This is a genomic window from Mannheimia glucosida, assembly GCF_046267875.1.
Taxonomy (GTDB): domain Bacteria; phylum Pseudomonadota; class Gammaproteobacteria; order Enterobacterales; family Pasteurellaceae; genus Mannheimia; species Mannheimia glucosida.
In genome coordinates this window covers 1,042,548-1,062,778 of record NZ_CP176502.1, presented here as the reverse complement: position 1 = coordinate 1,062,778, position 20,231 = coordinate 1,042,548, and the positions used below count along the sequence as shown (strand labels likewise).

At 41.4% G+C, this 20,231-nt stretch carries 15 protein-coding genes; 8 read left to right on the top strand and 7 right to left on the bottom strand.

The features are described from left to right. Positions 1-27: 27 nt before the first annotated feature. The 4 genes from pflA to focA form a co-directional block, all read right to left on the bottom strand. Positions 28-768 carry a pyruvate formate lyase 1-activating protein gene (gene pflA / locus ACJ7Z2_RS05255; RefSeq protein WP_409501010.1) on the bottom strand — a complete coding sequence of 247 codons (741 nt, stop codon included), beginning with the start codon at positions 766-768 and terminating at the stop codon, positions 28-30. 248 nt (positions 769-1,016) lie between these two features. Next, positions 1,017-2,042, bottom strand: coding sequence for a virulence RhuM family protein (locus tag ACJ7Z2_RS05250; RefSeq protein WP_409501009.1), 1,026 nt, complete (start codon positions 2,040-2,042; stop codon positions 1,017-1,019). Positions 2,043-2,276: 234 nt separating this feature from the next. Beyond that, positions 2,277-4,601: a formate C-acetyltransferase gene (gene pflB, locus ACJ7Z2_RS05245; RefSeq protein WP_154703976.1), complete on the bottom strand. Its 2,325-nt coding sequence runs from the start codon at positions 4,599-4,601 to the stop codon at positions 2,277-2,279. Positions 4,602-4,690: 89 nt separating this feature from the next. Then, positions 4,691-5,515, bottom strand: coding sequence for a formate transporter FocA (gene focA, locus ACJ7Z2_RS05240; RefSeq protein WP_006249873.1), 825 nt, complete (start codon positions 5,513-5,515; stop codon positions 4,691-4,693). A 200-nt stretch (positions 5,516-5,715) separates the two neighbouring features. On the opposite strand from focA, the gene ACJ7Z2_RS05235 reads away from it, so the two are divergent. After that, positions 5,716-6,210: a YqaA family protein gene (locus ACJ7Z2_RS05235; protein ID WP_409501008.1), complete on the top strand. Its 495-nt coding sequence runs from the start codon at positions 5,716-5,718 to the stop codon at positions 6,208-6,210. A 53-nt stretch (positions 6,211-6,263) separates the two neighbouring features. Here ACJ7Z2_RS05235 and htpX read toward each other — a convergent pair whose 3' ends face one another. Together htpX and dinB are read right to left on the bottom strand one after the other, a co-directional pair. Then, a complete protein-coding gene (htpX, locus tag ACJ7Z2_RS05230; protein WP_154703974.1) occupies positions 6,264-7,133 on the bottom strand; it encodes a protease HtpX in 870 nt (289 codons plus the stop codon). An 87-nt stretch (positions 7,134-7,220) separates the two neighbouring features. Then, on the bottom strand, positions 7,221-8,303 hold the full coding sequence (dinB, locus tag ACJ7Z2_RS05225) for a DNA polymerase IV (protein ID WP_409501007.1): 1,083 nt from the start codon (positions 8,301-8,303) through the stop codon (positions 7,221-7,223). Positions 8,304-8,423: 120 nt separating this feature from the next. Here dinB and ACJ7Z2_RS05220 point away from each other — a divergent pair, with 120 nt between their 5' ends. The 3 genes from ACJ7Z2_RS05220 to ACJ7Z2_RS05210 all read left to right on the top strand — a co-directional run bounded on the left by ACJ7Z2_RS05220 (position 8,424) and on the right by ACJ7Z2_RS05210 (position 16,572). Then, entirely contained in the window at positions 8,424-9,335 is a 912-nt protein-coding gene (locus ACJ7Z2_RS05220) for a lysine exporter LysO family protein (protein ID WP_409501006.1), read from the top strand. Between the two features lie 154 nt (positions 9,336-9,489). Beyond that, a complete protein-coding gene (gene aspS / locus ACJ7Z2_RS05215; protein ID WP_409501005.1) occupies positions 9,490-11,256 on the top strand; it encodes an aspartate--tRNA ligase in 1,767 nt (588 codons plus the stop codon). Between the two features lie 321 nt (positions 11,257-11,577). Next, on the top strand, positions 11,578-16,572 hold the full coding sequence (locus tag ACJ7Z2_RS05210) for a S6 family peptidase (protein WP_409501004.1): 4,995 nt from the start codon (positions 11,578-11,580) through the stop codon (positions 16,570-16,572). A 74-nt stretch (positions 16,573-16,646) separates the two neighbouring features. Here ACJ7Z2_RS05210 and ACJ7Z2_RS05205 read toward each other — a convergent pair whose 3' ends face one another. Continuing rightward, positions 16,647-17,483 (bottom strand): DUF72 domain-containing protein, encoded by an 837-nt coding sequence (locus ACJ7Z2_RS05205; protein WP_409501003.1) that lies wholly within the window; start codon positions 17,481-17,483, stop codon positions 16,647-16,649. Positions 17,484-17,560: 77 nt separating this feature from the next. Between ACJ7Z2_RS05205 and ACJ7Z2_RS05200 the strand changes: the two genes are divergently transcribed. From ACJ7Z2_RS05200 to ACJ7Z2_RS05185, 4 genes are read left to right on the top strand one after another with little or no spacing between them, the layout of a single operon-like run. Continuing rightward, entirely contained in the window at positions 17,561-18,466 is a 906-nt protein-coding gene (locus tag ACJ7Z2_RS05200; RefSeq protein WP_409501002.1) for a DMT family transporter, read from the top strand. Continuing rightward, positions 18,466-18,918 carry a hypothetical protein gene (locus tag ACJ7Z2_RS05195; RefSeq protein ID WP_409501001.1) on the top strand — a complete coding sequence of 151 codons (453 nt, stop codon included), beginning with the start codon at positions 18,466-18,468 and terminating at the stop codon, positions 18,916-18,918. The genes ACJ7Z2_RS05200 and ACJ7Z2_RS05195 overlap by 1 nt, the downstream gene beginning before the upstream one ends. A gap of 51 nt (positions 18,919-18,969) precedes the next feature. Beyond that, complete coding sequence (gene nudB / locus ACJ7Z2_RS05190; RefSeq protein ID WP_409501000.1) at positions 18,970-19,410, top strand: dihydroneopterin triphosphate diphosphatase; 441 nt, start codon at positions 18,970-18,972, stop codon at positions 19,408-19,410. 12 nt (positions 19,411-19,422) lie between these two features. Continuing rightward, entirely contained in the window at positions 19,423-20,163 is a 741-nt protein-coding gene (locus ACJ7Z2_RS05185; protein WP_154703966.1) for a YebC/PmpR family DNA-binding transcriptional regulator, read from the top strand. The last annotated feature ends 68 nt before the right edge of the window (positions 20,164-20,231 follow it).

Below are 20,231 nucleotides of genomic sequence, written 5' to 3'. Positions count from 1 at the left end.
AAAATCACAAAATATGACCGCTTATTTTTAGAATTTGACTGTATGCCCGTAACTTTCAATGATTTTTTGGATACGCTCTAAATCCTCTTTAGGCGGTGGCATTACGCCTTCCAGCTCATATTTATAGCCTAAGGTTTCCCATTTATGTGCCCCTAAGCGATGGTAAGGCAGAAGCTCCACTTTCTCAATGTTATCCATTCCTTGAATAAACTGCCCCAAACGGTGGGCGGAATCATCGTCGTCCGTATAACCCGGCACGACTACATAGCGAATCCAAGTCGGTTTATTTAATTTGTGTAGATAACGGGCGAAATCAAGAGTACGCTTATTAGACACCCCGACTAAATCTTGGTGAACTTCATCATTGAGCTGTTTTAAATCCAGCAAGACCAAATCGGTCACTTCAAGCATTTCATCAACCACCGGGCTATAATGGCGAACAAAACCATTGGTATCTAAGCAGGTATTAATGCCCTCAGCCTTACAGGCACGAAACCAATCCCGCACAAACTCCATTTGCAACACAGCTTCCCCCCCCGAAGCTGTTACACCACCGCCGGTTGCTTTCATAAAATGCTTATAAGTCGTGACTTCTTTCATCAGCTCTTCAACCGTAATTTCTTTGCCGCCATCAAGATCCCAAGTATCACGATTATGGCAATATTTGCACCGCATCAAACAGCCTTGCAAGAACAGAATAAAACGAATCCCCGGTCCATCTACCGTACCGCAGGATTCAAAAGAATGGATACGTCCAACAACAGACATTTGTCACCTCAACCCTCAAAAAATTTTGAGAAATTGTAGCAAATTTTTATGTTGTTCGCAGAAATAAATCACACCGGTATATTTTAAGAAAGGAGAAAGTCATACTATTTTTTGCCTATTTCAGGAATAAACTTTTATTAATCTATTGACTCCATTAACATATCAACCAAATATGTTTAAATTTTTGCATTTTTTAAAACTATTTCGACCGCTTGCAAGCGGTTGATTTTTCTGAAAACTTTGCAAACCTAGCCAGCGTGGTATTTGGCTGCTATCTCTTTTACCAGTAAGTCAAAATCACTTTCATAACTCAAATCCTGTTTAACTCGGTATTTTTCAAATTCGCTGAGGGCGAAAGATTTAGCGATTTCAGCGGTAACTTTGCCGGCATCTTGTAAGATTTCTCGGTCGGTGGCGGCAAGAAAGCGGTTAAGGCGGGTTTCCCAGTCTGCCATTGTCATCGGAATTTGGCGTTCTGCCATATCTTCTGCCATATCCAAATAGGCTGAGACCAGCCGTTGTAATTGTGCCAATTCGTTATCCGATAAATAATTTTTGGCAACCACCACATCGAAGGGGTAAATTTTGCCTTGCGGAGCGTCTTTCCAATTCGTTAGCCCCATATTCGGTTTTTCGGCATTAGCTCTTGCCATAATCAGCTCGGCGGCAGTATGCCCGTGAATTGCCCAATGGAGTTTATTCTGTACGGTAGCAAAAAAGCGTTTGGTGGCAGTAGCGGTGCGGTCGTAGTCCACAGCGGTAGCATAAATATCGGTGATTTTCTGGTAGAACTTGCGTTCGGATAACCGAATTTCCCGAATACGGGCAAGCTGCTCTTCAAAGTATTTTTTGCCCAAAATCGTGCCATCATTTTTCAGCCGTTCATCGTCCATCGCAAAGCCTTTAATCGCAAAACTCTGCACAATTTCGGTCGCCCATTTGCGAAACTGCACTGCTCGCTCGGAATTGACTTTATAACCCACCGCAATAATCGCCGACAGATTATAATGCTTGGTGTGGTAGTTTTTTCCGTCTTGGGCAGTTACTCGAAATTTTCGAGTAACTGAAATTTCCTCTAATTCCCGATCACCAAAGATTTTTTGCAAATGGTAGGTAATGGTGTGAGGTTCCACATCATACAATACCGCCATCATTTTTTGGCTGAGCCAGACATTTTCATCAGCATAAAGGGCATCAACTTGGCTTTCGCCGGTGGCAGTAATAAAAGTAAGGTATTCCGCCACAGAGGAACGAATTAAATCTTGTTTAAACATATATTTCTCCCACATAGAATACTGTAATTATAAACAATATTGCAAAAGCTGTGTAAATGAATAGCCAATTTTTCGAGCAAGATCACAAAAAAACCGCTTGCGGCATAAATGCTACAAGCGGTTGATTATTACTCACAAAATTGTTTCCAATTTTGTTCGCTCCTACGGAGCCGTCGGCAAAGCCAACGTTCAAAACGCAATGCGTTTTGTGGCTAAAAGTTTTGCAAATTACGATTACATACTTTCAGTGAAGGTACGGGTAATTACGTCCATTTGTTGCTCTTTGGTTAAAGAGTTGAAACGTACCGCATAACCTGAAACACGAATCGTCAATTGCGGATATTTTTCAGGGTGTTCTACTGCATCTAATAATGTGTCACGGTTTAACACGTTCACATTTAGGTGCTGACCGCCTTCTACGGTTGCTTCGTGGTGGAAGTAGCCGTCCATTAAACCGGCAAGGTTACGTTTTTGAGCTTCGTAATCTTTACCTAACGCATTTGGTACGATAGAGAAGGTGTAAGAAATACCATCTTTTGCATAGGCAAACGGTAATTTCGCTACAGAAGTTAATGAAGCTACCGCGCCTTTTTGGTCACGTCCGTGCATTGGGTTCGCACCTGGTCCGAATGGTGCACCTGAGCGACGACCGTCCGGTGTATTACCGGTTTTCTTACCATATACCACGTTAGATGTGATAGTAAGAACAGACTGAGTAGGCGTTGCGTTGCGGTATGTTTTGAGTTTTTGAATTTTCTTCATAAAACGTTCAACTAAATCAACTGCAATGTCGTCCACACGGTTATCATTGTTACCGAATTGTGGATATTCACCCTCAATTTCAAAGTCGGTTGCTACGTTTTTCGCAACACCAACCACTTCACCGGCTTTATTTTTGATTTCAATATCACTGCGGATTGGTTTTACTTTCGCATATTTAATCGCTGAAAGTGAGTCTGCCGCTACTGAAAGCCCTGCGATACCACACGCCATTGTTCGGAATACATCACGGTCGTGAAGTGCCATTAATGCCGCTTCGTACGCATATTTATCGTGCATAAAGTGGATAATGTTAAGTGCAGTCACATATTGGGTTGCAAGCCAATCCATAAAGCTGTCTAAGCGGGTCATTACATCATCGTAATCCAAATATTCGCTTGTAATCGCTTCGGTTTTCGGCCCTACTTGGTCGCCTGATTTCTCATCAACACCGCCATTGATTGCGTATAACAAGGTTTTCGCTAAGTTTGCACGAGCACCGAAGAACTGCATCATTTTACCCACGATCATTGGTGATACGCAGCAGGCAATCGCATAATCATCGTTTTGGAAATCCGGACGCATTAAGTCATCGTTTTCATATTGGACTGATGAAGTATCAATAGATACTTTCGCACAGTAGCGTTTAAACGCTTCTGGTAATTGTTCAGACCAAAGAATCGTTAAGTTTGGCTCCGGTGACGGCCCCATTGTGTAAAGGGTGTGTAAAATACGGAAGCTGTTTTTGGTTACTAAGGTACGACCGTCTAAACCCATACCGGCTAAGGTTTCGGTTGCCCACATTGGGTCGCCTGAGAATAATTGATCGTATTCAGGTGTACGCAAGAAACGCACCATACGCAATTTCATTACTAAATGGTCGATTAACTCTTGGGCTTCTTGCTCAGTAATTTTGCCGGCTTTTAAGTCACGTTCGATATAAATATCTAAGAATGAAGATACACGACCGAAAGACATCGCCGCACCGTTTTGCGATTTCACCGCTGCAAGGTAAGCGAAATAAGTCCATTGCACCGCTTCTTGTGCATTGGTTGCCGGACCTGAAATATCAAAACCGTAGCTTGCAGCCATCTCTTTCATTTTACCTAAAGCACGGTGTTGCTCGGCAATTTCTTCACGCAGTTGAATCGTGGCTTGAATATCTTCGCCGGATTCTAAACGAGCTTGTAATGAGGCAAACTGGCGTTGTTTGTCTTTCATTAAGAAGTCTGCACCGTAAAGTGCCATACGGCGGTAGTCACCGATGATACGACCACGACCATAAGCATCCGGCAAACCGGTAATTACGCCCGATTTACGGCAGCGTAAAATATCCGGAGTGTAAACATCGAATACCCCTTGGTTATGAGTTTTGCGGTATTCGGTAAAGATTTGTTCTACTTCAGGTTTAAGCTCACGGCGATAAACTTTGCACGAACCTTTCACCATATTGATACCACCAAACGGCATAATCGCACGTTTTAATGGAGCATCTGTTTGCAGACCAACGATTTTTTCTAACGATTTATCAATATAACCCGGTGCGTGTGAGGTAATGGTTGATGGCGTGTCGCAGTCAATATCATACGGCTCGTGTGTTTTGTTTTCTACTTTGATCATTTCCATCACATCTGCCCACAATTTGCTGGTTGCAGGTGTTACTTCAGCTAGGAAAGACTCATCACCCTCATAAGGTGTGTAGTTTTTTTGGATAAAATCACGTACATTTACTTCTGTTTGCCACTCACCTGCGGCAAAACCTTCCCACGCTTTTTGTTGAGCGTCTGTTAGTTGAGTCATTTTAAGTCCTCTGTGTTAGTAAGTTAAAATGGGAAAGCGGTAATTTTTTGCAAAAAATTTGCAAAATTTGACCGCTTGAATCTGAAATCTTAGTGCTTTCTAATGTATAAGAACCATTGCATTAAACCGATGAAAAACACACCACCGACAATATTACCCAGCGTTGCCGGAATTAAGTTCTTAAACACAAAATGAGATACATCTAAATCGGCAAATTGCGTTGGGTCAACATTAATTGCCGTCCAAAATTCAGGGCTGGCAAAGTGCGAAATCGCAATTCCCATCGGGATCATAAACATATTTGCCACACAGTGTTCAAAGCCGGAAGCCACAAACATGGCAATCGGTAACATCATAATAAAGGCTTTATCGGTTAAACTTTTGCCGGCATACGACATCCACACCGCAATGCAGACCATAATGTTACAAAAAATACCTAAACAGAAAGCCTCAAACCATTGGTGGTGAATTTTGTGCTGTGCGGTATTTAAAATCACCAACCCCCATTGCCCTTTGGCTGCCATAATTTGACCGCTAAACCAAATCAACAACACAATGGAGATCGCCCCAACAAAATTACCGAAATACACCACTACCCAGTTTTTAAACATCTGTAACCAGTTAATTCTTTGGCTGGCTCTGGCTACAATCGTAAGTGTTGATGAGGTAAAAAGTTCTGCCCCAAACACCACACACATAATCACGCCGAGTGAAAATACCAAACCACCAATCAGTTTAGCCATACCCCAAGGCATTTGGCTCGCACCCACTTGGGTTGTGGTATAAAATACAAATGCTATTGCAATAAAACCGCCCGCAGTAATGGCAGAGAGAAAGGAATATAATTGATTTTTTGTTGCTTTATAAACCGCACCATCTTCTGCGATTTTTGCCATTTCAGCAGGAGAAAACATCAGACAACCTTAACAATGAGAATTGAAAAACCGATATATTATGTAGAAATTATAGACCTCTTGAGATAATCTTCAAATAAAAATATTACACAATCAGAGGTATTTCGATGTCTTTTTTTGATATAGAACAAAATCCATAAAAAACACAACATTCAAGAAAATTTATAGCTACATTTTAATAACAAACCAACTACAATTTTATGACAGAATATCTCACTTCCTTTTTCAGTTTATTCTTTTCCGAACAAAATCAACTCTTTACTATGTTTCTGAGTGGATTTCTAAGCGCTACTCTCTTACCCGGAAATTCTGAAATTATCTTCACTACCTTAGCAAGCCAACATCTCATCACTTATGGCTCTTTATCCTCATTTTCACTGTTCAATTTACTCTTGGTTGCAACCTTAGGTAATAGTTTAGGTAGCATAACCACTTATGCGATGGGGCTATTGCTTCCTCGCCCACAAAATACGGCCAATCGTTATTCACAGTGGGCATTAGCCAAAAGTGAAAAATATGGCGTGTTAGTCTTGCTTTTTAGTTGGCTACCGATTGTAGGCGATATTTTCTGTGGCATTGCCGGCTGGCTACGGTTTAGCCTTTGGCAAAGCATTCTCTTTATTGTGATTGGGAAATTGTTACGTTATCTGTTTTTGCTGGTAACTCTCTATTCGGTGTTACCGCATATTTTATAGAAAACAAAAGCGGCTGTTTTGCAAAAAATTTTACAAAAACAACCGCTTGTGCTTTATAAGTTTCTTAACGCTTCAATACGTTTTTCTAACGGAGGGTGGCTCATAAACAACTCTTTACCACGGCTACCGTTAATCATAAAGGCAGCCAAAGAGCCTTCCATTTCTTGCGGTTCGTGAACACGTTGCAAGCGTTGTAATGCCGCAATCATTTTCTCTTTACCGACTAATTGAGCCGAGCCGGCATCTGCACGAAATTCACGTTGGCGAGAGAACCACATTGCAATCATTGTTGCTAACACACCAAATACCATTTGTAGCACAATATCTACCACCCAGAACACTAGCGTGTTAGTGCTTGAATTGCCATTTTCATCACGCGAACTTGCTGCTGCGGTTGAAATAATACGAGCTAAGAAAATGACGAAAGTATTTAACACGCCTTGTAATAAAGTCATTGTAACCATATCGCCATTCGCAATGTGCGCCACTTCGTGTGCTACTACCGCTTCAGCTTCATCTTGAGTCATTGAATTGAGTAAGCCTGTGCTGACTGCCACTAACGAATTGCTTTTGGTTGCCCCTGTTGCAAATGCGTTTACGTCAGCCGAATGGTAAATCGCAATGTCCGGCATTGGGATATTCGCTTGCTGAGCCTGACGTTGTACAGTGTTGAATAACCATTGCTCCGCTTCGTTACGAGGCTGTGTAATCACCTCTGCCCCAACCGAACGCAATGCCATTGATTTCGACATAAATAGCGAAATTAAAGATCCACTGAAACCGAAGACTAACGAAAGCACCAAAATACCGGCAGTGCTTTGCCCTTGAATGCCGGTCACTTTAAAAATAAGGTTTAATACGATCCCTAAAACAAAGGTAATCGCTAAGTTAGTTAATAAAAATAGAATGACACGTTTTGCCATAATGTTTTCAATCTCCAAAAATATAGATGCAATGATTGCCCGAATAAGATAATGACTTTAGCCTTAATTTCAAGTCATTATTTACAATTATTCCCACAAATTTAACTGTTTATTCACTTTTTTCTCGGGAAAGTGAACACTTAGACCGATTAATCGTACCTTTCGTTCCTTTCTTCGGGTAAAAATTTGCTGTAGCAACTCGCCAAATCGCTCATACGCAAAGCCATCGGTGGTTCGTTCAAGCGTGGTTTGGCTAAAATCATCAAACTTGAGTTTAATGCCTAACTTTTTAAACTCAGTTAATGGCGTATCGCCCCAGTTTCGTTGCAACCGAAAAACCAGTTTGTCGAATAAATCTGCCACAATCTTTTCCGCTTGTTCAAGAGTTGAAATATCGTGCAACAGCGTATTTTCCACCGCCAGCGATTTTCTTTCACGATAAGGTTCTACCGCTCGTTCATCAATACCGTGGCTAAAATCCCAAAGCCGTTGCCCGAATTTGCCAAACGCTCGGTAAATAACCGCTTTTTCTGCTTGCTGAATATCACCACAGGTTTCAAAGCCAAGCTGTTTTAATTTTTCATTGGTTACTTTCCCCACACCCGGAATCTTCGCAAGCGGTAGATTTTTCACAAAATTTTGCACTTCATCAGGGGTAATCACACATTGTCCGTTAGGTTTGTTTTGATCGGAGGCAATTTTTGCCAAAAACTTAAGCGGAGCAACCCCAGCCGATGCGGTTAAATGCAATTCATTGAAAATATCGTTACGGATTGCTTGAGCAATCCAAGTGGCGGAGCCAAAATAGCGTTCGCATTCGGTTACATCTAAATAGGCTTCATCAAGCGACAAGGCTTCAATCACATCCGTATAGCGATGAAAAATTTCGTGAATTTGAGCGGAAACCGATTTATACAACGCCATATTCACCGGCAATAAAATTAAATTCGGGCATTTCTTCAACGCAGTTGCCGTTGGCATTGCACTGTGTAAGCCGAATTTTCGAGCCTCGTAATTACAAGTTGTCAGCACACCCCGTTGATTGGCATTGCCTCCCACCGCCACCGGTTTGCCGACCAACGACGGGTTTTCCCGCATTTCAACCGCCGCATAAAAGCAATCCATATCAATATGGATAATTTTTCGCTGATGTTTAGCTTGGCTCGGCATTTGCAATATTTTCCCCAAAAACGACCGCTTGCAATAAATAACTGTATATAAAAACAGTTTTATTTTATGCCCTTATTGTTAGAATTTCAAGTTTAAAAATAGCGATAAAAAGGATAAAAAATGCTCTACGGTTTAGCCATTGTGCTGATTCCACTTTTTCTCGGTTACTTAATAACCCTCAAAAACCACCGCTATATGGCAATAGTAAACAGAGTGGTCAGCCTCTGCCTTTACTTGATTTTATTAGTGATGGGGATTTCTCTCGGGCAAATTGATAACATTCTCACCGAACTGCCACAGATTGGCGGTACGGCGTTTAGTTTAGTGGTGATTTTACTCCTTTCAAACATTATCGGCTTGGTGATTTACGACAAATTACAACCGATGAAAAGAGACAAAGTCAATCAAGATCAACTTCCCTCCCGCTTGCATTTGTTGATTGATTCCTTAAAATTAATCGGTATTACCTTATTAGGCGGGATCATCGGCTATTTCACCAAAGGCGTGGTGGATTTCCCTCTGCACGCCAGCACCTATGTGTTAGAAGTCATGATTTTCGGGGTGGGGATTCAACTGCGAAACAGCGGTATTCCCCTGCGTGAAGTGTTCTTTAACAAACGGGGAATTTATACCTCGATTGTAATGGTGGCAAGTTCCCTGATTGGTGGCGTGATTTCGGCATTCGCCTTAGATTTATCCCTTGCTAAAGGCTTAACCTTTGCCTCCGCATTCGGTTGGTATTCCCTTTCAAGCGTATTGGTAAATGACGCTTGGGGCCCGATTTACGGCAGTATTGCCTTTTTTAACGACATCTCGCGTGAAATTTTATGCCTGTTTTTAGTGCCACTATTTATGCGTCAATTTCCGTCCACCGCAGTCGGTATTGGCGGTGCAACCTCGCTGGATTGTATGCTCCCTATTATTCAAAAATCGGGCGGTATTCAAATTGTGCCGCTGGCAATCAGCTTCGGCTTTATTGTTAATTTAGCCGCTCCATTGTTATTAGCTGTTTTTATCGGGCTGAAAGGATAAATCACAAGCGGTGATTTTTATCCCACTTTTTGCAAAAAATGGAATAAAAATCACCGCTTGTTTGCTTTTATTTATCCATCTTCACTGAATTTTCCGCTATAATTCTCCAGTTTTCCCCGAAACTTGGGATATTTATTTTCAAAAGGATAATTTTATGATGCGTTCTCACTACTGCGGTGCATTAAACCGCTCACACGTTGGACAAGCTGTTACCCTTAGCGGCTGGGTTCATCGTGTTCGTAACCTTGGTCGTTTTATTTTTATGCAAATTCGTGATCGTGAAGGAATTGTACAGGTTTTCTTTGATGAAAAAGATGACGCACTGTTCAAACAAGCCTCTGCTCTGCGTTCAGAAGCTTGCGTGCAAATTCAAGGTGAAGTGATTGCCCGTGATGAGTCGCAAATCAACCGTGAAATGGCAACCGGTGAAATTGAAGTGTTGGTTAAAAACTTGGTGGTTTATAACAATGCCGAAGTATTGCCGTTAGACTTCAACCAAAACAATACCGAAGAACAGCGTTTGAAATACCGCTATTTGGATTTACGCCGTCCGGAAATGGCAGAAAAGCTCAAAACCCGTGCCAAAATCACCAGTTTTGTCCGCCGTTTTATGGACGATAACGGTTTCTTAGACATTGAAACCCCAATGCTGACCAAAGCCACCCCTGAAGGTGCTAGAGACTACCTCGTACCAAGCCGTGTGCATAAAGGCAAATTCTATGCCCTACCGCAATCACCGCAGTTATTTAAACAGTTACTGATGATGTCGGGCTTCGACCGTTATTACCAAATCGTGAAATGTTTCCGTGATGAAGATTTGCGTGCCGACCGCCAGCCGGAATTTACCCAAATTGATGTGGAAACCAGCTTTATGACCGCCGAAGAAGTGCGTGCATTAATGGAGGCGATGATCCACGGCTTATGGAAAGAGACCTTAGGCGTTGATCTCGGCAAATTCCCGATGATGACGTGGAATGAAGCAATGACCCGTTTTGGTTCAGACAAACCGGATTTGCGTAACCCACTGGAAATGGTTGATGTGGCAGATATTTTAAAATCGGTTGATTTTAAAGTATTCAGCGGCCCGGCAAACGACCCGAAAGGGCGTGTGGTGGCACTTCGTGTGCCAAACGGTGCGGCTCTAACCCGTAAAAATATTGATGACTACACCCAATTTGTCGGGATTTACGGGGCAAAAGGCTTAGCTTGGTTAAAAGTGAATGATGTGAACGCCGGTTTAGAAGGCATTCAAAGCCCGATTGCCAAATTCTTAAATGAAGAGGTGCTAAAAGCCTTATTTGCACGCTTAAACGTTCAAAAAGACGATATTATCTTCTTCGGTGCGGATAACTGGCACGTTGCAACCAACGCCATCGGTGCGTTACGCTTAAAAGTGGGGAATGATCTAGGTTTAACCGATACCACAGCGTGGAAACCGTTATGGGTGATTGATTTCCCAATGTTTGAACGTGATGACGAAGGCAACTTATCGGCAATGCACCACCCGTTCACTTCACCGAAAGAATTATCGCCGGAAGAATTAGTGCAAGATCCGGAAAATGCAGTTGCGAACGCTTACGATATGGTGATTAACGGCTACGAAGTAGGCGGTGGCTCGGTACGTATTTTCAGCCAGCAGATGCAACAAACCGTGTTCAGCATTTTAGGCATTAACGAAGAAGAGCAAAAAGAGAAATTCGGTTTCTTATTAGATGCGTTAAAATTCGGTACTCCGCCACACGCAGGCTTAGCCTTCGGTTTAGACCGCTTAACGATGTTGATTACAGGAACTGATAACATTCGTGATGTCATCGCTTTCCCGAAAACCACCGCTGCAGCGTGTTTAATGACAGAAGCACCAAGCTATGCCAACCCGAAAGCGTTGGAAGAGTTAGCAATCCGTACAATTCCACAGGAATAATCTTGTAGGGGCGAATCATTATTCGCCCTTTTTATTTTAACAAGCGGTCGAAAAAGAGAATTGCTTTGCAAAATAGTAATCGCAAAATTATTCTCTAAATAATATAGTAAAGACTCTTTTCTCCTCTCTATATTACTACTCAATATCCCCCTATTATTTTAATTATTACCTTATTTAGGTATTGAGCAGATTTATGCCGAACAAGATAATCGCGCTGAATAATTGTATGTTATTTAAATGAATATTTAATCAATTTAAATAATCTTTTTAATAGCACTCAAATTTGATCTACTTATATATTTATACAGGTTTCAAATAATAATGAAGCATACATTCAAGCGTTCTCTTCTTGCAACATCAATTGCTATTTCTCTTTCACCAACATTACTGGCATCTATTGTACGTGGTGATGTTGATTATCAATATTTTCGTGATTTAGCAGAAAATAAAGGCAAATTTTTTGTTGGGGCAACCAATATTCCAGTTATTGATAAAACAGGCAAAAATATAGGTACTTTTTTACAGGTTACACCAACTAAGCAGGTTGAAGTGGAATCAAATATTTCACCTAAGCCGAATGTAAGCCTATCTGAATGCTTTGATAATGAAAGTTTACCCGGTTGTTATGAATTTCTCTATGGTGGAGGTGATGAAGACTCTAATGATCTACCTGTTTTTGAAACAGTAACAGGTGAGACTATGTCTATTCCAATGATTGACTTCTCTTCCATTACTCGTCAAACAGGGATTGCAACATTAGTTAATCCACAATACGTTATTAGTGTAAACCACAACCAAGGCTATCGGGACATTCAATTTGGTGATTCATCTAGCGAAAAAGCCGACGACCATCATTACAATTATAGTGTGGTGCGCCGTAATAACTATATGCCTGATCCAAATAAAGAAAGAACAGATCTTGGGAAAGGCACAGAAAAACGTGAACGTAATGACGAAGGAGAAAAACTGATTTTAGATGGTTCAGGTAACCCAACGCCCCGCTGGGACTACCACGCACCTAGGTTGTCGAAATTAGTAACTGAAGTCGCTCCAGCTAATGAGATTGAACGCACTACCGAAAATGTACAAGATTTTTATAGTGTATTTAGCGACCCTTTTATTTTCCCTATGTTTATTCGTGCCGGTTCTGGTAGACAAGCAGTGGTTAACAACGAAAGAGATCGCTTAAACAACGGGCGTATTGAAGTCGGTAACGGCCCTTTTTTGACAGGAGGTAGCGTTCTGCCTGTTACTAATGGCGATCCAAACGTTTCAGGCAGCGATTTTAACAGCCGTATTTTAGTGGCAAAAACTGAAAAGAACACCGTAAACGATGTATTTAAAGACCACGGCTATGGCCCTTTAACAACGCTTGGTTTACCTGGCGATAGTGGCTCCGCTCTTTTTGGTTATGATGTTCGTACCAAAAAATGGGTTGTGTTAGGTGTATATAGTGACTATTTCTCAGAGAATAATACGCCTGGAGGAGATGTTTATAAATCTTACTGGAACTATCACCACCCACATTATGTACGTGCTTTAGAAAAAGAAAATAATGCAGGCGCTATTAATGCAAATGGTGCTAGACTCACTTGGACACCTTCTGGCAATACCAGCTCAATCGTAGGAGGGAATGCTCCTCTTACAGTTAATTTAGCAGATACTTCATTACCAACACTTCAAGGTCATAATGGTAATACAGGCGATAACCCTTGGAATCCTCAACTCCAACACGGTAAAACATTCCATATTTTGGGTGAAAACAATACGCTAAGTCTCACAGAGAATATCAACCAAGGTGCAGGAGCAATCCATTTTCATGGTAATACCACTGTGGAAGGTATGAAAGCAGGCATTACTTGGTTAGGAGCCGGTGTTGATATTGATAAAGATAAAAATGTGATCTGGAAAATCAGTAACCCTGCTGGTGACAGATTATCAAAAATCGGACAAGGGATACTAACTATCAACGGCAAAGGAGAAAACAAAGGCTCCGTTAGCGTTGGTGACGGCACTGTTATATTAAATCAACAAGCGGATGAAAATAACAAAAAATCTGCATTTTCAGAGCTAGGTATTGTGAGTGGCAGACCTACCGTAATCCTAAATTCATCTGATCAAATGGATCCTAATAATATCTATTTTGGTTATCGTGGGGGGCGCTTAGATGTCAATGGCAATGATCTCACTTTTCGCCGTATTCAGAATAGCGATGAAGGAGCGATGGTTGTCAATCATAATACAGCCCAAACAGCAAACATTACACTAACCGGCATAGTTAGTCCAACAATTGACCAAGTGAAAGTTCAAGCAATTACTAGTCCAGATCAGGTTTCTCGTCATTTGGACAAAGATATTTTCACATATCAACGTTTTCCACACTTGCCAACTAATTTTATCCGTTTGAAAAAACCTTTAAGCGTTGCAGAGATCACAGCTATTTTTAATGCGCGTAAAGTTTTCATCGATTTAGACTTTACTACTGGCCTCATTCGTGAAAATGAATACTTTGAAGTACTCAAAGTAGCAAATGAAAGTGCAGCCAAACAACAAATACTTGCTGAAAAAATCAAAGCAGCAGAAGGTACCGTCCAAGGTTTTAACGGTTATTTTGGTGAAACTGATCCTAGCAAAACCAATGGTCAATTGAACATTACAATGAACAGTAATGAAGTGGCAAACGGCAAATTGCTTATCACTGGGGGAACTAACCTCAACGGTACACTTTCTGCAGAAGGTACAAGCGAAATCATTTTATCGGGTCGCCCAACGCCTCATGCCTATGACAAAGTAGCGAATAAAGAAGTCCTGATTGAAGGTGACTGGCTCAACCGCTCATTCAATGCAACAATCTTTGCAGCAAAAGACAACGGCAAGCTTGAAATCAGCCGCAATGTTTCCGCTGTTAACGGTAATTTTAATTTAACAGATAATGCTACCGCTCAAATTGGTTTTACCCAAGGTACCTCACAAGCATGTATTCATTCTGATCGCACAGGCGTAGCAACCTGTAATATTAACGCTACCTTATCAGAGACTGATTTAAACAGCTGGGAGAGAACCAAAGTGGCTGGCAATGTCTCTTTAGCTGACAATTCAACATTTTCGTTAGGCAGTAAAGCAGACTTAACTGGCTCAATTACAGCTCAGGAGTCCACTAAGGTTCAACTTAATGATGGAAGTATTGCTAATTTAACCGGCTTGAGTACAACAGGAATATTTAATGGCGCCAATGGTTCAACCGTTAATCTTTCTGGGGTATGGACAACCTTAACCAACACTGTTGTAGATGTCTTGAATGCCGCAAATGGTAGCCAAATCCATTTAAACACTCCAACTGCAACAAAACAGAATACGCTTACCGCTAATACCCTCACAGGGAACGGCATATTTAAATTTGTCGCTGATCTGACGAAAACAGCGAGCGATATAGTCACAATTAAAGACACCGCAAGCGGTCAATTTTCGATAGAAATTAGCACAAATGGTAGCGCCCATTCAGCCCAAAAGATTAAATTATTTGAAACAACAAATGAAGAAGACTTTTCTCTTAATTTAGCAAATGAAGTGCGCTCAGGCGAATATCGCTACCATTTACTCAAAGAAGGGAATGTGTATTACCTCAATCCAGAGAAAGAGGAAGAACCTAAAATTACTCAAAAAGGGCCAAGTGAAACCGCTGACCCATTACCTGAATACACCGGAGATATTGAGCATTCAGAAAAAGGGCCAGGCGAAACCGCTGACCCGTTACCTGAATACACAGGAGACATTGAGCATTCTGAAAAAGGGCCGGGCGAAACCACTGACCCGTTACCTGAATACACTGGGGATATTGAACATTCGGAAAAAGGCCCAAGTGAAACCGCTGACCCGTTACCTGAATACACTGGGGATATTGAACATTCGGAAAAAGGCCCAAGTGAAACCGCTGACCCATTACCTGAATACACCGGAGATATTGAGCATTCAGAAAAAGGGCCAGGCGAAACCGCTGACCCGTTACCTGAATACACAGGAGACATTGAGCATTCTGAAAAAGGGCCGGGCGAAACCACTGACCCGTTACCTGAATACACTGGGGATATTGAACATTCGGAAAAAGGCCCAAGTGAAACCGCTGACCCGTTACCTGAATACACTGGGGATATTGAACATTCGGAAAAAGGCCCAAGTGAAACCGCTGACCCGTTACCTGAATACACAGGAGACATTGAGCATTCTGAAAAAGGGTCGGGTGAAACCGCTGAACCGTTACCTGAATACACCGGGGATATTGAGCATTCTGAAAAAGGGCCGGGTGAAACTGCTGATCCGTTACCTGAATACACAGGAGATATTGAGCATTCGGAAAAAGGGCCGGGTGAAACTGCTGATCCGTTACCTGAATACACAGGAGACATTGAGCATTCAGAAAAAGGATCGGCTGAAACCGCTGAGCCATTACCTAAATACAATGGAAATGCACATTTGATCGCATCCGAGTTAACTGCGCAAACTAATGCTGTATTAGGTGTAACTACAGTATTAGATCATGTAATTCATTCGGAAGGGACCCAAAATTGGAAAGTATGGTCTAAAACAGATTATCAAACGACAGAGCATCGCTCTGCCGGATATGGATTTAAACAAGATGCGAACGTTATCCATCTAGGATTAGAGAAAGCCTTAGATAATCAGGTCACACTTGGTATGATATTATCTCAATCAAAAGCGAGAAATAATTTTGACCATTATTATAGCGGTAAAGGCCGCTTAACAATGCTATCAATGTATGCGAAGAAAACATGGCAAAATGGTGTTTTTGTTGCGATAGATACCGGTTTTGGGAAAGCAAGCAATCGCTTAACTTATCAAGCAAATACAGTAAAATTAGATCGTTCAGTATTTGTAACAGGGCTTAGTATCGGTAAAGCATGGGAATCTGCAAACGTGAATATAATCCCATCATTTAGCGCCCGTTATCATCATTTATCTTCAGCAGGTAATCAACTTGTAGATGCAAAAATCGAAACAAACGCTGTTGATCTTCTCGCTCTTCAAGCTGGTCTGTCAATTAATAAAACGCTTGAATTAAATGGCCTGCAAATAACACCGGAAATAGGTAGCTATTTTGTTGATGCAAGCCATGGGAAATTAAGAACACGTTTCAATAATTTACAAATAGAGCAGCAAATGGGGCGTTATTTTAAACAAGAAGCAGGTATATCCGCTAATTATCGCAATATAAACGCAGGAATTCAGGCAGGTTTCTTAACAGGGAATACGCTAAATAAACAGCGCTATATATCGTTCAAAGTTACATACGAATGGTAAATATTGAGCTTAAGGGCTATCCATTGCTGAATAGCATAGCCCTTTAATTACTCTTCAACAATGTAAATTACCCATCAAAACAAACTCTGCTGCCCAAGCAGACTCTCCGGCACAGGTTTAATTTGAAAGCCTTTCTCCGCCAAAAAGCCTTTTAGGGTTTGGATATTATAAAAGGCGTGGCTTTTGGTGGTGTTTTCAAAGTAGAGATAGAGCCTGTCAAATTCCGCTCTGCGGTTAAAAAGCAATTCTACCAAGCCTTTTAATTCCTCGTCTGAATAGCGGTAATCGTGGCGTTCTGCCGCACTCTGCCCTTTCCACCAATTCGGGTTGCGACCGTGTAAGCGTAAATAAGCAGTTCGTTGGTTGGCAAAAAAGTGAAATGCCGGCAAACCGATATTTTGTGGATAATCCACATTACACCAAATCAGATTGGGGCTTTTTGCAAAGGTGTCAAACACCGCCGGAATATGCCAGCTTGGGTGGCGAAATTCAATCGCTAATGGATAATCCGCAAACCATTGGCACAACTCGGCAAGGTAACGGCGGTTAAGTAGCGTACGTTCAAATTGAGTTGGGAACTGAACAAATAAATTTGCCAATAACCTTTCAGCGGTGAACGGAGCTAACGCATTGAGAAAAGCTTGAGCTTGCTCTAAAGTCGCCGTGCGTTGATGGCTGAAATCTTGATGCAGTTTCACCGAAAAATTCAGCCGACCTTCCGCTTTCTGTACCATTCCTTCAAAGGCTTTCTGCCCGATGGGGGCGTGGAATGTACTATTAATTTCCAGCGTGTCGTAATGTTGGCTATAGACAAACAGAAAATCCTCTTTTGCGGTGCCGAATGGGTAAAGCGTGCCGATTAAATCTGTATCGGCATAGCCGCCGGTGCCAATGTAAATATGAGGGAGCATGGTGTTTATTCTTCCAATTTTTTGCAAATTTTAATGGTTTTTTAACCGCTTGCAAACTGAGAATAAAAGAGTAAGATTTGGCTATCTTTTCTTATTTCATCATCGTTATGTGGATTTGGTTTACTCTGCTGGCAGCCGTGGCTCAAGCCGGTCGCAATGCCTTTCAAAAGCAATTAAGCGTCAATGTGCCTGTATTGGGGGTAACGCTCGCCCGCTTTTTCTACGCTGTACCATTGGCAAGCGGTTATCTCTATTTTTTATATCAGTATGATGAGAACTTCAACATTCCCCATTTTCCACTATTGTTTTTTGTGTATGCTATCGGGGCTGGGTTGGCTCAAATTTTGGCAACTTCGCTAATGGTGCAACTTTTTCACTTAAAAAATTATGCAATAGGTGTCGGGCTGGCGAAAAGCGAGGCAGTATGGGCGGCGTTACTGGGCGTGTTATTTTTTGGTGTAACCATCAGTAGCATTGGCTGGCTTGGCGTGGTACTAGGCGGGGTGGCGATTTTCTTAATGACCGGCAGCGGCAATTTGCGCCAACTTTCGTGGAAAACACTCTTTCTCGGCATAGCCAGCGGTTTATGTTTCGCCCTCACTTCGCTTTGGGTTAGAGAAGCCAGTCTGCAACTCAACAGCCACTATTTGCTTTCAGCGGCGTGGGTACTTTTTAGCGTGATTAGCTTTGAGGCAGTGATATTGGTTATATACCTAGCTCTTCTCCAAAAAGAGACACTGATTAAATTCTTTCGTTTTCCAAAATTAGGTATGCTAACCAGCCTGTTTTCATTTCTCGGCTCATTCGGCTGGTTTAATGCAATGAGCCTGAACCACGTTGCCTTTGTAAAAACGCTTGGGCAAGTGGAAATTTTCTTTATTCTCGGTATTTCCTATTTTGTGTTTAAAGAACGGCTTAAAATTCAAGATTTTATCGGGCTGATTTTAGTGGTGATTGCCGCAATCTTGGTGGTGCTAGGCTAATGAAATATCAATATCGTCACTCTTATCGGATCACTAAATATTTCAATTACAACATTGACGGGTTCTTGGCCGATGACGGCTGGTCAAGTTTTTCAGATGTGCCTGAGAAAATCTCGTTAGAAGAATATTTAAAAATAGAGCAACAATATATCTACACTATTTTAGCTGTTTGCAAACAACTGAATATTGAATATTTACGCATTAAACAACTTTCTGATAGCAATAAGAAATCCGGTTATCGTAATCGCCAAAAAATTAAATTATCAGATTTGCCTATCTTTCTAAAGGGCCTACTCCGAGAAAATTATTGGTGTAAATTAACCCATTTTAAGTGTGAATTTCATTTCGGCTATGATTACTATCTATACTGTATTGCTCAAGCGGATCTTTTTCATTTTTTAAACGAACAATCTGAACTACATATTGAAAGATTTATCTCTCCTTACGCCTAACAAGCGGTCAGATTTTGTTAAAATTTTACGAATCATCTTCACAATAATAAAATGAACTATAAAAATCCTCATAGTATCCTTGTGGTGATTTATGCTAAAAACACCCAACGAGTATTGATGCTACAACGCAAAGACGATCCTGATTTTTGGCAATCGGTAACCGGTTCTATCAACATTGGTGAAACACCGCTAGAAGCAGCTAAACGGGAAGTGTTGGAAGAAACCGGTTTGCAAACTTTTGAGCAAAAACAACCGCTTGTTGATTGCCAAAAGCAGATAGAATTTGAAATTTTTCCGCATTTTCGGTATAAATACGCACCTAATATCACACATTGTGTCGAACATTGGTTTTTGCTACCACTTGAAAGTGAGCAGGAGCCTGTTTTAACCGAACATTTGGCATATCGTTGGGTTTCAGTGGAAGAAGCAATTCGGCTCACTAAATCTCCCAACAATGCTCAAGCAATACAAGAATATTTAACATCAAAATAAGGAAACAATAGCATGGCAGGCCATAGTAAGTGGGCAAATATTAAACACCGTAAAGCGGCACAAGATGCACAACGCGGTAAAATCTTTACTAAATTAATTCGTGAATTAGTTACCGCAGCAAAATTAGGCGGTGGTGATGTGAGTGCAAACCCGCGTTTGCGTGCGGCAGTGGATAAAGCCTTATCCAGCAATATGACCCGTGATACCATCAACCGTGCTATCGAGCGTGGTGTCGGTGGTGGCGATGATACCAATATGGAAACCAAAATCTACGAAGGTTACGGCCCGGGTGGTACAGCAGTTATGGTGGAATGTTTAAGTGATAACGCTAACCGTACGATTTCCCAAGTTCGTCCAAGTTTCACCAAATGTGGCGGTAACTTAGGGACTGAAGGGTCGGTAGGTTATTTATTTAGCAAAAAAGGTTTAATTTTAGTGGCAAATGCCGATGAAGATGCCTTAACTGAAGCAGCTATTGAGGCCGGTGCGGACGATATTCAACCACAAGAAGATGGTAGCTTTGAAATTTATACTGCTTGGGAAGATTTAGGCTCAGTGAAAGACGGCATTGAGGCTGCAGGTTTTAAAATTGAGAATGCGGAAGTAACGATGATTCCATCAACTACCGTTGAGCTTGATGCAGAAACTGCACCAAAACTGCTTGATTTAATCAACCGCCTTGAAGATTGTGATGATGTACAAAACGTTTATCACAATGGTGAAATCAGTGACGAAGTGGCTGCATTACTGTAATAAAAAATCACGCAAAATAAGCATAATTTAGGTTATGCTTATTTTTTTATGAACTTTTTTCCTATATT

Bases quoted from the DNA above. Each gene is read 5' to 3' on its own strand.
- pflA (WP_409501010.1), bottom strand. From the start codon at position 768: ATGTCTGTTGTTGGACGTATCCATTCTTTTGAATCCTGCGGTACGGTA.
- ACJ7Z2_RS05250 (WP_409501009.1), bottom strand. From the start codon at position 2,042: ATGTTTAAACAAGATTTAATTCGTTCCTCTGTGGCGGAATACCTTACT.
- pflB (WP_154703976.1), bottom strand. From the start codon at position 4,601: ATGACTCAACTAACAGACGCTCAACAAAAAGCGTGGGAAGGTTTTGCC.
- focA (WP_006249873.1), bottom strand. From the start codon at position 5,515: ATGTTTTCTCCTGCTGAAATGGCAAAAATCGCAGAAGATGGTGCGGTT.
- ACJ7Z2_RS05235 (WP_409501008.1), top strand. From the start codon at position 5,716: ATGACAGAATATCTCACTTCCTTTTTCAGTTTATTCTTTTCCGAACAA.
- htpX (WP_154703974.1), bottom strand. From the start codon at position 7,133: ATGGCAAAACGTGTCATTCTATTTTTATTAACTAACTTAGCGATTACC.
- dinB (WP_409501007.1), bottom strand. From the start codon at position 8,303: ATGCCGAGCCAAGCTAAACATCAGCGAAAAATTATCCATATTGATATG.
- ACJ7Z2_RS05220 (WP_409501006.1), top strand. From the start codon at position 8,424: ATGCTCTACGGTTTAGCCATTGTGCTGATTCCACTTTTTCTCGGTTAC.
- aspS (WP_409501005.1), top strand. From the start codon at position 9,490: ATGATGCGTTCTCACTACTGCGGTGCATTAAACCGCTCACACGTTGGA.
- ACJ7Z2_RS05210 (WP_409501004.1), top strand. From the start codon at position 11,578: ATGAAGCATACATTCAAGCGTTCTCTTCTTGCAACATCAATTGCTATT.
- ACJ7Z2_RS05205 (WP_409501003.1), bottom strand. From the start codon at position 17,483: ATGCTCCCTCATATTTACATTGGCACCGGCGGCTATGCCGATACAGAT.
- ACJ7Z2_RS05195 (WP_409501001.1), top strand. From the start codon at position 18,466: ATGAAATATCAATATCGTCACTCTTATCGGATCACTAAATATTTCAAT.
- nudB (WP_409501000.1), top strand. From the start codon at position 18,970: ATGAACTATAAAAATCCTCATAGTATCCTTGTGGTGATTTATGCTAAA.
- ACJ7Z2_RS05185 (WP_154703966.1), top strand. From the start codon at position 19,423: ATGGCAGGCCATAGTAAGTGGGCAAATATTAAACACCGTAAAGCGGCA.